The following is a 12,806-nucleotide window of genomic DNA, read 5'->3' on the forward strand; positions in this document are numbered from 1 at the left end:
GATGAAGCAGTCAGCCGTCATCGGCCGCATCCCAGCAAACGAAAAGCCCGGCGCCAACGGCCGCCACCGCCAGCCCACCCTTTCGGCCAAGAAGTCGGGCTGGAAGGTTCAGTCCGCGGAGCTGCCCGCATCGAAGATGCCGACCTGGGGGTGGAAGCAGCCGCACAACCTGCGCGGCCCGCTGCGCGCCACTCCACCCGCACACCGCTGCTCCTCGAAGGTCCTCGGCGGGGCGTATCCATTCCTGGCGGAGACCGGAGACATCCTGACGGGGGCGTACATCGGGGAGAACCTCCTCTCGCGGGCGCCGTTCTGCTTCGACCCCTGGGACGCCTACTCCGCCGAAGCCGTCCGCTCCCACTCGGTCGCCATCCTCGGCGTGAAGGGAACCGGCAAGTCGATGCTCGCGAAATCCTGGTCCTCGCGGCTCGCGCGGCTTGGACGCAAGATCGCCGTTCCGCACGACCCGAACGGGGAGTGGGTGCGCGTCGCCGCCTACGTCGGCGGCACGTCCATCTCCGTCGGCCCCGGCAAGGCCGCCCGAATCAACCTCCTCGATGAGGGCCCGCGGGACGCGTCGTTCTCTGATGAGGACTGGAGCCAGAACGTCCTCCAATACCGGCGCGCCACCGTGAAGACGATAATCCGCCGCCTCCGGGAAGGCGGGAACCTCGAACCGGTCGAGCACACCGCCCTCGACGTCGCCCTCGATGCCCTGCGCGGCCAGTCCACCGTCACCATCACGCACGTGTACGACCGTCTCGTCGATCCCGATCAGAGCCAGCCGCTTGAGGTGGTCGAGGCTGGCCACCGGCTCGCGCACTCGCTGCGCCGCATGGTCTCCGGCGACCTCACTGGGTTCTTCGACGGACCCTCCACCGTCCGCTTCGACGCCGACGCCCCGATGATGGTCGTCGACACCTCCGCCCTGAAAGGAGCCTCGCCCGAGGCGCAGGCGCTGGCCCGGCTGGCGACAGCGAACTGGATCCGTCGATCTTCCCTGGGTGCGAACCGGCAGGCCCGGGTGATCATTCACGAAGAGGCCGCCGTTGAGCTGCTCAACGACGTCTCCGGGGGCGACGGCCTCGCCGACCGGGTCGAGGACGAGAAGGTCGCCCGTCACCTCGGCACCTCCAACTGGTACCTGCTGCACCGGGTCGCCGACCTTGACGCGCTGGGCGACCGCAACAGCGCCCTCCACTCACGGGCGCTCGGTCTCCTCGCTGACTGCGAGACCCGGATCTCCTACGCGCAACACTCCGGTGAGATCGCGAGGTCGCGGGAGATCCTGGGCTGGAACGACACCCAGGCCGACCTGGTCCGCAAGCTTCACAAGGGCGAAGGGCTCTGGCAGATCGGGCAGGACCGGGTCGCAAAGGTCCGCAACATCTGCACCGACTACGAACTCGGCATCTTCCGCACCGACGCGATGGGCGGCGAACGCGCATGAGACCCCACAGCTCTTCCTGGACGCACGCTGCCCTCTACAGCCTGTTCGCCATCGTCGTCGCGGGCGCCCTTGCGACCGGTGTTGCGAGCGCGACCATCACGTCCACCTGTGGCGGGGGCGGCCGGCCCGGCAGCGTCTTCGCTGGCCTGCAACTGGCAATAGGCGGCGACTCGAGCGGGTTCGCCCTCGTGCCCGGATGCACGGCTCCCGTGACGTCGATCCGCGTCCTCGATCTGCTCGCGGTGCTTCTCCTTCTCGGCGGGATTGCAGTCGGGGTGATCTGGTGGCTTCGGTATCGGCAGTCCGACCGGTACTTCATCCGCGATCTCCGGGGGCGTGACGGACTCGCTAAGCCCGGCGAAGTGCGCAAGCACACATCCGCGCGCACAGCTATCCGTCGAGCCAAGACGCTTCGCCCGTCGCTGGTCGATCCGTCCCCAGCTGCGGCGGGGTGGAAGGTCGGCAGCGCCCATGGGCAGGACGTTTACGTGTCGATCGAGGACTCCATCGTCGTGGAGGGTGCGCCTCGTTCCGGAAAGGGGTACCGGTTCATCATCAACGCCATCCTCGACTGGTCCGGTCCCCTGATTACCACCTCCACCCGGAACGACAACCTCTCCGCCACGATGCGCGAACGCGCTCGGGTCGGCGAGGTCACCGTCTTCGACCCTCAGCAGCTCACGGGCATTCGCTCCGGACTGCGAATTTCGCCGGTGGCCGGATGTGAGGATCCGCTCGTCGCGGACCAGCGGGGTCAGGCGATCATCGCCGGCACCGCCCTCGGAGCGTCCAAGACCAATCAGGAATGGGCGCAGGTGTCCTCCAACGTGCTGTCCCGGCTCCTGCACGCCGCCGCAGTCTCGGGCCGCGGCACCGACGCCCTGGCGCGGTGGGGATCCAATCCCCGGATCGCACGGGAAGCCGTCAGCGTGCTCGCCAGCCAAGGAACGCCGGGCTGGTCAGAGGACCTGGACGCGATCATCAACGGTGACGAGAAGCTCCTGGCCAACACGTGGTTCGGCGTCTTCGGCGCCCTGCGCCCGCTATCTATCCCTGCGATCCGGGGCGCTATGACGCCTGGGCCGGGGGAGCAGTTCGACCTCGACGCGTTCCTCGCCGGATCCAACAGCCTCTATCTCGTCGGCACCGGCGCTGGCGCCGGCTCCGTCGGGGGGTTCCTCGGCGCGGTCCTCGACGACATCGTCGAGACCGCGCGCCGCAAAGCGCTCGCCTCACCCGGCTCCCGCCTCGACCTCCCACTCGCGCTGATTCTGGACGAGATCGCGAACATGTTCTCCTGGCCGGCGCTGCCGCGGATCATGGCCGACGGCGGCGGCATCGGCATCTCCACCATCGTCGTGCTCCAAGCCATCTCGCAAGCCGAGACCGCCTGGTCCCGGTCGGAGGCCGACACGATCTGGTCTGCCGCCACGGCCAAGCTCCTGCTCGGTGGGGCGTCCGACGTGGACCACCTCCGTGACATCGAATCGCTTCTCGGAACTCGTCGGATCCGGAACACCGGGCACTCGTATAACGACAACGGGTCGTCTACGAACGTGCAGAACGAGAAGGTGCCCGTGATGACACTCGACGAGATCCGCCGCATGCCAGAAACAGTTGGGCTCCTGGCTTACCGGAACCGTCGCGGGATCCTCCTCGACCTGCGCGGGTGGACCGACCGCGACGACGCCCGTCAAGTCAGCGCGGGTAAGAAGCTCACCGAGCTCGACCAGCAGGTCGTATTCGCCGAACAGTATCAAGCCGCGCTCGATCGCCGAGATTCAGCGAGGGAGGGAAACTGATGTCCAACCGTCGCCGGCCTTCACGGGACAACAGCTACCGTAACCGCTACCTGCACTCAGGGGCCTGGTTCGCCCGCCGCGACCGCTGGTTCCTCGACGAAGAACACCGCAAGGGCACTGTCCGCTGCGCCCTCTGCCTTGGCACCGGCAGCGCCCGCTCCCTCGAACTGCACCACCTCGACTACCGAGGCGTCACCCAGACGCCGCTTGGCTGGACCGCTCACGAGCGACACGAGGACCTGACCGCGCTGCACCCCCGCTGTCACGAGTACGTGCACCAGCTGATCGAACGCGACAGCGCACTCTCCGGGTTCGTCTCCCGCCGCACCGCCTCCGTCCAAGCGATCGCCCGCCTGCAGGCCAAGATCGCTCACTACATCGAAGCCTCGCTGGAACAGCAATGACCGAGGACATCCCACTCGACGACCTCGTCGCCTCCCTCGCCGACGGATGGGAGGACCAGGCGCCCCGGCAGAGCCCAGGGATGCTCGGCATCCGCGCCATCAACTGGCGTACCCTGGAGGATGAGGACGCTCCTCAGGTCTGGACCGATCTGCGGAGGTGGGTGATCTGGTTCACGCACCGCTACAACATCGCTACCCGGAAGATCCCGCCGTGCTGGTTCCAGCACGGTGCCCTCGTCGAAGAACTCTCCGCCCTCCACACCGCCTGGCTGGTCTCCTACGACAGCCTCGACGCCGGCTACGGACCCATCGGCTGGCACGAACGCCTCGCCGTCGCCCTCCCGCGGCTGGGCACTTGGTACAACGGCGAATGCCACAACGGCCACACCGAACTGCCACAAACCGGCGACGACGCAGTCCCCGCCGAGTGGGCCGACTGGATCCGCCAAAGTCACGCCCAGCCGTGAGATGTGCTGGCGAGATTTGCGCGCCATCTGCGCGCATTCTTCGATGTCGAATCGGAAGTTCTAAGTGAAAGCGACCCAACCACCGGGCGCGCGAAGGAAAGGAACGGAATCATGAGCACACGAGTCCCGATCAGCATCGAAGGCAACCTCGTCGCCGACCCCGACTACGGCGAATCCCAGAACGGCACCAAGTTCGCCAAGTTCACCGTCGCAGTCACTGACCGCAAGCTCGAAGACGGCAAATGGGTCGACGGCGACACCCAGTACCACCGCACCACCGTCTTCGGCCGCACTGCCGAGAACGTCCGCGCCAGCCTCGCCAAAGGTGACACCGTCATCGTCAACGGCAACCTCGAGTTCCGCCACTGGACCGACCAAGCCACCGGCGAACCCCGAGCCGCAACCGAAGTCGTCGCCGACAGCGTCGGCCCCTCCCTCCGCTACACCACCGCGGAGGTCACCCGTCGCGCCCCAAAAGCTGACGGCCCGGACGCATCCGCGACCGGGCCGCGCGCAGCCATCCAGGACCGCACCGATCCGGCTGCGCTGGTGTAGGCCCGGTCACCGAAACGCCCAGCGCGCAAGTAGAATCGGGCGTTAGCGAAAACCCTGATCAGAGCAAAAAACGTTAGGGGCAGCCGGCCAGTAAGCTCGCTGTTGCCTCCGTGATCCTGCTTGAAGCGGAGCGCGGCGAGCTTACTGGCCGGAGTCGCGTTCTCGTAGTCGCCGCGCCAGCCTTTGAGTGAACTCGAATTCTTGCTACGCGCCTAATATCTCGCAGCCGTGAGGCGTCGATCTTGCGTGTACAGCGAAAGGGGGGTGGGGCAACCGCCCATAGCATCGTGGCTGTCCTCTAGGCTCACGCGAGGAGGAGGAGACACGCGCGTGACTCGATGGTGGAAGTGTGACCTGCAGGTAGCGACGCCGGGGGAAGCACGATTCCGAGGCGAGCCCAGTTGGGATCTAAACACTCCCGAAGGCCGTGCAAGAGCCGCGGACGAGTACATGGACAGGGCGCAGGCAGCTGGGCTTGAGGTGCTCGCGCTCGCTGATCACAACAGCGTGGAATGGGTCGACGAGATGGTGTCCGCCGGCAAACGCCGGGGCATTGTGGTCTTTCCGGGCTTTGAAGTCACGACCGCTAGCGGATCAGATGGCGCGCACCTCATTGTCATAGCTGACCCCAATGCGGATACTCCCCAGTTGGGTGAGTTGCTCATCTCTGCATGTGGATTCGACATGAACAACCCGAGATTCAACCCGGCCCAGCCTGGCAATCCGGCATCTTCGCCTCGAACACTGCCTCAAATACTTGATTTTCTCGACGACCGCTTCTTGGCGATCGCACCCCACGCGTTCACGGACAACGGGGTCGCGAGCGGCGAAACTCTCAAGGGAGATCTCCGGTGGAAGGTCCTGCACCACGACAGGCTCGCAGCCATCGACGTCGGCGACATCGCCACCCTGCTCGAGGGCGAACTGTCCCCGAAGGCGGGGTATAGGGAGCGATTCGTTCGTCGGGAGCTCGACCACCTTCCCGCTCTCAAGCGTCTCCCGTTTGTATCGACGAGCGACGCCTATTCGCTGGACGAGCTTGGCGCCCGGTACACCTGGATCCGCATGGAATCTCCAAGCCTTGAAGCGCTGAGACAGGCATTTCTTGACTTCGAGGCGCGCGTAATTTGTGATTGGGATCCGCGTTACGTGGGGACGGACAAGACCCCGAACGACATTACTCACGCGTGGGTAAGGCAGGTGACGCTCACCGGAGCGAAATCAACCCAGGTGCCTCTAGCGGTTCAGTTTGATCCGCGTCTGACTGTCTTGATTGGGGGTAGAGGCGCCGGAAAGTCGACGGTCGTCGCAGCGTTGCGGCACTTGTACGGGGACATCGCCGCTTTGCCTGCCCAAGCGCGCCTTGAAGCCGAACAGCTTCGAGAGGCGGTCTTTTCTAACGCCGTGCTGACATCGACCCACGTACTTCCATACAGCGGGGAAGAACAGAGCGCTTCTTGGACGCTCTCCGCAGGCTCCCAAACGGTTCGCGGCGACGGTCGAGAAACTCCGACCGAATTCGCTGTTCGAGTCATCAGCCAGAAGGAATTGTTCGAGCGCGCTGCAGTGAGTGCGGACGGAGCCGATTCCTCATCGCGGAACCTACTCAAGTTGGTTGACGACGCTCTTGCAGCAAGTGGCCATCTAGCCCTGTCCCGGTTCTCCACGCAACTGGACGAACTCCGCACGAAGTGGGTGACGTCGGCACGCAGGGCTCAAACCGAACGAGATGCGATTGGCACGCGTACGAGCCTCTTCGAGGCGGAGCAAGAGTTGAGCCGTCAGGTCGCGGCGTTCGATGATGAGAACAACAAATCACGGCGAGCCGCAAACGACCTCGCAGATCGTGAGGCCATCTGGCTGGACGCTTTTCATTCGCGTCTCCTCACGGCTCTCGAGGATGTTGCCTCGAACATCGAGGGTGAGCTCGGGAACACCGAAGCCGGACTCCCGCCTGAGACCGTCGACTTCAGCGACGAACTGAAGGAGCACGTTCGAACCCTGCTTGCTTTGCAGCGCCAGGTTAAGTCGGACCTCGACAAGACGGTTGAGCGGGGTCACTCCGAATTGGCGCGGATCAAGTCCAAGCTCGAGGAGTCCGATTGGCCAGCTCGTATCGCCGCCGCACGAACAGACAGTGCCTTGTACCTCGCGGAGCTCGCGGAAATTGGGCTGGATCCGACCGCCTACGAAGCGGTTAGGAAGGCTTGGGTGTCAAAGCAAGCAGAGCTCGCCGACATCGACCGCCGGGCACGGGAGCTTCCTGAGGTTGAGGCTCAAGCCGCACGAGACTGGGCCTCTTTCCATGACTTGATGGAGCAGCGTTATGCCGACCGCTCCTCCCTCCTCGACGAAGTCTCGCGCCGCAGTGCAATGCTCCGTTTCAAGACCCGCAGAAGGGCGGATGTTGGGTCCTGGGTTGAGTCCGTGCGTTCCCTACTGAATCTACGTTCGGATGGCTTCTTGGAGGATGTTCCCGAGCTCGGTAAGTGGCTGTGGGGCGGGGACGCAGCGGAGCAAACCCTGAGGTTTCAGGCTTGGCAGGAAGCTTGCATCACAGGTGACTTCTCGGACGTCGCCGCACAGGCAGCGCTTCGAGCGACGTGGGTCCAGCGGCTCACAAATCTTGATCCGTTGATTCGGGTACGACTGGCAGCAGAGATTGCGGATGATGCCGTCGATATGGAGTTCCTGCGCTACGGCGACCCGGCGGCGGGAATCGAACGGTGGGAACCGCTGATGACCGGTTCGCCCGGCCAGAGAAGCGCGGCGATGCTTAGCTTTGTGCTTCATCAGGGCATGGAGCCTCTGGTTCTTGATCAACCCGAGGACGATCTGGACACCGAGTGGATTTCTGAACTAGTCGTCAGACAGCTTCGCGCGAGTAGATGGACGCGGCAGGTAATCGTCGTAACGCATAACGCGAACATTCCTGTGAACGCGGACGCCGAGCGTGTGGTTGTCCTTGAAAACAAGAGCGACGCAATCCATGTGAGAACCTCGGAGGGCGAGGCCGGCGTCCCCGTCAAGCACGTAGGCGCACTCGAAAACGAGCTCGTCCGGTCGGACATCCAGAGAATCATGGAGGGCGGTGTTGAAGCATTCGTTCGGCGTGAGCGTCGATACAACAACGAAGTAAACACCTATCGCCTCGCGATGCAGGAAATCTCTGAAGAGACCAAGCCGTGACTTGCACTATCGGAACCGACCCCCTGCGCATGGGGACGCATTACCCGGCGCGTCACGTCCAGTCGGCATCAGTTCCGAGGGGTCGATGTCTTGCTGCGCCTGATCGCGGGGCGATTGCATCTGACACCGCACCGCTTGCGACTGTTGGGAGATCAAGTAGGAGGGGTACCTACTCGTATCGAACCCCGTCGTCCTTGTAGAGCAACTTAACGGCCAAGCGGCTTAGAGCGATCCCCAGCCCTACCAACATCGAGGCCGCACCCACCCACATAAGAAAGTCGTTCTCCCAGCCCGTGAACTGCCAGATGGCGAGAATCACGCTGCCCAAGGCCAGCCAAAACAACAGCACCAATGTCCGGGCAATCCCCGACCGCTTCCACCTGTGACGACGCAGATACTCGACGGCTAGATCTTGCCTGGCCTGGTGTAGAGCATCGACCAGCTCCTGATCGTCCTTCCCCCACTCGCCGAAGCTGCTCGAAAGGCGTTGCAGATCTCGGAGCGCAGTCTGTTCTCGGTTCGCGTTCCAGAATGCAAGGGCGAAGGTAAGCAACGGTGCGAGCGGAAGAAGCCAAGCAAACACTCACCGATGATATTGGTACCAGGCCGAGCTGCCGGGACGGCCATCCGCGCTCAGCGCCGCTCAAACCTCCGTGGTTGGGTGGACACTGTTGTCGTGACTATTGATGCGCCACCGCCTAGGTCGTTCGGTGCTACCGACCGCGAAGCCGCGGAGGTCTGCCGCCAGTGGATGGCCCACCTGGGGGCGGTCGACGCTGTCGTAGCCGATGGCTCTGCCCGCGAGATTTGTGACTTGTACAGCTCGCTGTATCTCGGATGGGTCGAAAGTCGCCGGGGAAACCTCAATCTTGGCGTGGTCGAGCGTGCTGCGGCCGTCAGTGCTGCGGATGGTCGCGCACCGCTTGTCTTTCTTGCCGGAGGTGTTTTCCCATCGGTCCAGGACCGCGCCGATGCGTTGGGGGTAGGACTTCTTCGCTTCAACCCTCGCGCCGGTGATCTGGATGGCGCGAACACCGTCGGTCGACGGTTGCTCGCGAGCGGCCTAGCCGTGCCATAGCCGATCCAGCTAGAGCAGGCCCGGACCAATTGATATGAGAGGCAACTCGCTGTTTACAGGGCCCGAGTGAGAGCGAGCCGCGCGGTTGAGTTCGGTTCGCGCAGCCGCGCGCGACTTCTCGATCGTTTCTTCTACGGTCTGACGTTGCATGGTCTCGACTAGTTGAGTCCGAGCCGACGACACCGTTGGAGCGACAACGACCACTTGATTACTTGCCTTGCCTCTCGTCATTCCAACGTACAAGCCGGCCGCATCCACGCCCGGGCCAACCATAGATCGGTCTGTCGTCTCGCCTTGCACGCCGTAAACGGTAGTGGCGTACGACAAGTGGAGGTGTGAACCCGCATATTCGTGACTGATTCTTCTCAGGTCTGTCGAGTCGGTTGCGGACGCCAACGTTACATATTGGTCAGTAACGCTCTTCACTATCCAGCTCTGGCGATTCTGCACATCCATCGTGCTGTCGTTCCGTCGCGTTTGGACCACATCACCGACAAAGATCGGCTGTCCCGCCTGTCCCAAGACCGCTCCACTGGTGTCGATCTCGCCGCCCGAGATCCGACGCGCCTGGATATCTTCGCTCAGCGACTGTGCCTCGGCGTGGCTCGCGGCGACGATAGCGATCGACAGGCGTGCTCTGGCCGCGTCAAACCATGCACTCACGAGGGCATCGTGAGCTTCCCTTTCGCTGTTTGAGAGCACTACGTGCCCTGTGCCTAACAGTTCATCGGCGGTACGAACTGCCTCTTCTTGGTCATCTGGTTGCCGAAGTCGAAGGCTCAAATCGGCCCACGTTGGGTCCGTGAATCGGTGGATAGTCAGGAGTTCGACCTGGCGAGTTGCGCGGCGCCAGAACAGCGCCATGGCGCCGGAGTGGCCAACCGGAAGAGCTTGGTGCTGATCTCCCACGAGAGCGACGCATGCGCCGGTACGGCCGACGACGTCAAGCAGAGCGTTTGCCGCCTCGAGGTCAAGCATGCCGGCCTCGTCCACGACGATGCGGTCACCCGGTCGAATGCGGATGCGCGGACCGAGGTAACACCCGCCTGTTGTCGGATCGGCTTCGCCGATCGAGAGGCATGACCACTTTGTAGCCCCGGCACGATCGCTGATCCACCGCCACCCGTAGTCGTGCAAGAGCTGATGGAGGGATGATGACTCGCTCCCGGTTTCGCGTCCCGCGACCGCGGAGGCCTTCTTCGTCGGAGCGACGATGATCATGGTTCGACCGATGCGGCGGAGCGCCGCTCCCGCCACCTTGAGCATGGTCGTTTTGCCCGTGCCAGCGGCGCCGGAGATCGCCACTACCCGGTCGGAACCAGCGATCGCGGAGGCGCCCTCCAACTGCCCCTCATCCAACGCGCGGTTGGGATCAAGGGCCTTCGCTACTGCGGTGATCTCGGCAACAGAAGGTACCGCACCAGGCGCGGCGAGGGACTCCGTCCGATGCGCGACGGTCGCCTTCAGAGTTGCGGTGGCAATGGCCATCCGGCTCTTGATGTGTGTGGGAATGTCGGCCTCCGACAGCAGAGTCACCGTGTACGTCCGAGTGGCGTAGGAAATCACTTCGTCGACGATCCTGTCTAGCTGGGTCCGCTCAGAGATCAGGCCCGCTTCGGCGATCGCTCGGATGGCTCCGGCCCGGACGTCCAAGTCGCTGAATCGCCCTCCGGTCCCGGTCGACCGACCGTCTGCATCGACGATCGCCTTCGCCGCGAGTAGCTCGATGTCGAGGTCATCGATGGCGACCGACCGTGCCACTCTTGCCCTTCGTGGCAGCCCGAGTCCTGGATCGGCATGTAGAAGCTCAGCCGTCATTATGGCCGTCCAGTACTCCTCGTCCAACTGCCCCGGCTTGTTTGGCCGCCCAGCCGCCCAGGCCCACTGATCGATCTGGGTCAGGACGGTCGCGGAGGGCTCCTCGCCGGGGTGCTGTTCCTTCCATTCGCGCACGTGAGCTGCTTTGTTAATTTCGATCTGTGCGGACCGCTTCGATAGCGGCCGCACCAGATGGTGCAGCTGCTCGATCTCCCCGCCCGAGGTCAGGGTGAAGCCCTTCGACGCCAGGGCTGCGATCCATATTGGGTCAGTCCGCGACGCTAGATCGCCTTCGGCGTTCACGACGTTCTGGAACCGGAGGGCGACCCGGGTGTCAACGTTCGACCACTTCCCGTCGCGTCCTTGGACTTTGACGTTCAGCCATAGGTGGCGGTGCTTGTGCGGGTCAAGTGATCGGGATCGTTCGTGCCGGAGTTCGACGACTTCGATTCGAGAGAGGTCCTCGCGGATGGCACCCTGTTTCCCGCGACGGGCGTTGAGCTCGGTCTGCCACAGCTTGATTATCCGATCCCGCAACCGGTCCTGCAGATCTTCGTACGCCGCCGCCAACTCCGGGTCCAGCATCGCCGCGATCGAGAACGACTTCGGCGCGTTGATCGTCGCATCCAGAATCAGATCCGCGACCGGTGACTCCAGGTCACGGCCCCGGCGCTCACCAGTGAGAGGGTCGACGCCGTCGACCCAATCCTTCAGCTGGGTGCGGGTGAGCAGGTCGTCACGGATGACGCCGTTCTCGACGATGTACCGCGTCATCACGGCGTCCGCGTAGCCGGCTGCAGCGAGGGCGCCGTTAGCGGTCCTCGCAGTCAGGGTCGCGTCGCAGACCCCGCCGAAGGCGTAGCGCACCGCTTGCTTGACCCCTTGGGCAGCCTGCCCGCGCTTCCAGCGCGCCACTCCACCTCTCACACTTAGAACTTCCGGTTGCGCGCGCTTTCTGGCGCGCATCGCGCGCGCACATCTCGAAGAGTGCCTACGTGCATTCAGCTTTTCTTCTCGATGTGTCGATCCGTCGCTCTCGGGTTCGTCGCCGCCGCATGTTTTTCCCGCTCGTGTCTTTGGCTAGTGCCCTGCTTCGTTACCGGCCTGCTTTCAGTCGAGTTCGGCCCTGATGACCTGGCTTTGGTCCTTGCTACGAAGTGCGCACAACGTCGACTAAGCAATGCTTCGGGCTCGTCCCGGGCGCGTTAGGACTACGGCGTTGCGCCGGTCGGCGGTCCCCCCGGGTGGGATCGGGCACGATTGCCAAGCAGCGTGGCCGCTGATTGAGGTTCGTTGTGCGCTGGACTTCACGGCGTCAGAAATCCTCACTCTTGGGCGCTGCCCGTTCGTTGGAGCGGGCACTGCTCCGTCGCGGATGTCGCAGGTCGCTCTACAAAGAGTCGGTCGCGAATTCGAGGTGTGTCGACGCCGCACCGCCGGCTACTGTGAACCGCTCCACGCCGCCGGGATCATGGTCCAGCTGACCTCAGCCACCTCGGAGCCGTCATTGCGCCAGGTGTGCGGCACGCGGCCAGGGAACGTGAGGGTAGCGCCCTCGCCTACGCTTAGCTCTTCCTCCACGAACACAACAGTGAGTGTTCCCTTGAAAACGTGTAAGACCTCGACTTCGCAGTTGATCGTATAGAGCTCTTGACCGCCACTTGCCCCAGGATTCACCGCGGAGCGGAGCATCTGTAAGGCCGCCTGGCCGCGCGGTGTGACCAGCCGGTCAGTCGTTCCCGCTCCGCCCATATTGATGGGTGGAGCATCGTCCAGCTCGATCAGGGCCGTGTCGGCGGCCTCGAAGAGGGCTCCGATCTGGAGAGAAAGCGCTTGGCAGATCATGACCAGGGTGGCGACGCTAGGCGAGGATTCGTCTCTTTCCACGCGGCTGATGAAACCCTTGCTCAACCCAGTAGATGCTGCCAGTTGGTCGATGGTTATCTGTTGCGCGAGTCTACTTGCCCGGAGTTTGGCGCCGATCTTCACTGGGGCACCTGAGGGCTCGGGATGTACTGCGCGCACTCTCCTACTCTCGCAGAT

At 63.7% G+C, this 12,806-nt stretch carries 10 protein-coding genes; 7 read left to right on the forward strand and 3 right to left on the reverse strand.

What is annotated here, in order from left to right:
* Position 1 precedes the first annotated feature (1 nt).
* From AXZ95_RS02675 to AXZ95_RS02700, 6 genes are all read left to right on the forward strand, one after another.
* Positions 2–1,450: an ATP-binding protein gene (locus tag AXZ95_RS02675; RefSeq protein WP_018189452.1), complete on the forward strand. Its 1,449-nt coding sequence runs from the start codon at positions 2–4 to the stop codon at positions 1,448–1,450.
* Positions 1,447–3,252 (forward strand): type IV secretory system conjugative DNA transfer family protein, encoded by a 1,806-nt coding sequence (locus AXZ95_RS02680; protein WP_133638761.1) that lies wholly within the window; start codon positions 1,447–1,449, stop codon positions 3,250–3,252. The genes AXZ95_RS02675 and AXZ95_RS02680 overlap by 4 nt, the downstream gene beginning before the upstream one ends.
* Positions 3,252–3,656, forward strand: a complete 405-nt coding sequence (locus AXZ95_RS02685) for a hypothetical protein (RefSeq protein ID WP_018189454.1) — start codon at positions 3,252–3,254, stop codon at positions 3,654–3,656. Before AXZ95_RS02680 ends, AXZ95_RS02685 begins: the two co-directional genes overlap by 1 nt.
* Positions 3,653–4,123 (forward strand): hypothetical protein, encoded by a 471-nt coding sequence (locus tag AXZ95_RS02690; RefSeq protein WP_018189455.1) that lies wholly within the window; start codon positions 3,653–3,655, stop codon positions 4,121–4,123. The genes AXZ95_RS02685 and AXZ95_RS02690 overlap by 4 nt, the downstream gene beginning before the upstream one ends.
* A gap of 111 nt (positions 4,124–4,234) precedes the next feature.
* Positions 4,235–4,678, forward strand: a complete 444-nt coding sequence (locus AXZ95_RS02695) for a single-stranded DNA-binding protein (RefSeq protein ID WP_018189456.1) — start codon at positions 4,235–4,237, stop codon at positions 4,676–4,678.
* A gap of 330 nt (positions 4,679–5,008) precedes the next feature.
* Positions 5,009–7,867 (forward strand): TrlF family AAA-like ATPase, encoded by a 2,859-nt coding sequence (locus tag AXZ95_RS02700; protein ID WP_347876568.1) that lies wholly within the window; start codon positions 5,009–5,011, stop codon positions 7,865–7,867.
* Between the two features lie 169 nt (positions 7,868–8,036).
* Here the strand turns inward: AXZ95_RS02700 and AXZ95_RS02705 are convergent, their stop codons facing one another.
* Positions 8,037–8,450: a hypothetical protein gene (locus AXZ95_RS02705; RefSeq protein ID WP_018189458.1), complete on the reverse strand. Its 414-nt coding sequence runs from the start codon at positions 8,448–8,450 to the stop codon at positions 8,037–8,039.
* 93 nt (positions 8,451–8,543) lie between these two features.
* On the opposite strand from AXZ95_RS02705, the gene AXZ95_RS02710 reads away from it, so the two are divergent.
* The gene (locus tag AXZ95_RS02710; RefSeq protein ID WP_133638763.1) at positions 8,544–8,945 is read left to right on the forward strand and encodes a hypothetical protein; all 402 of its coding nucleotides are present in this window, start codon (positions 8,544–8,546) and stop codon (positions 8,943–8,945) included.
* A gap of 9 nt (positions 8,946–8,954) precedes the next feature.
* Here AXZ95_RS02710 and AXZ95_RS02715 read toward each other — a convergent pair whose 3' ends face one another.
* Together AXZ95_RS02715 and AXZ95_RS02720 are read right to left on the reverse strand one after the other, a co-directional pair.
* The gene (locus AXZ95_RS02715) at positions 8,955–11,678 is read right to left on the reverse strand and encodes an AAA family ATPase (protein WP_231374312.1); all 2,724 of its coding nucleotides are present in this window, start codon (positions 11,676–11,678) and stop codon (positions 8,955–8,957) included.
* A gap of 525 nt (positions 11,679–12,203) precedes the next feature.
* Positions 12,204–12,752: an XRE family transcriptional regulator gene (locus tag AXZ95_RS02720; protein ID WP_231374313.1), complete on the reverse strand. Its 549-nt coding sequence runs from the start codon at positions 12,750–12,752 to the stop codon at positions 12,204–12,206.
* Positions 12,753–12,806 lie beyond the last annotated feature (54 nt).

The organism is Leifsonia sp. 115AMFTsu3.1, from assembly GCF_004362795.1.
Classification (GTDB): Bacteria; Actinomycetota; Actinomycetes; order Actinomycetales; family Microbacteriaceae; genus Leifsonia.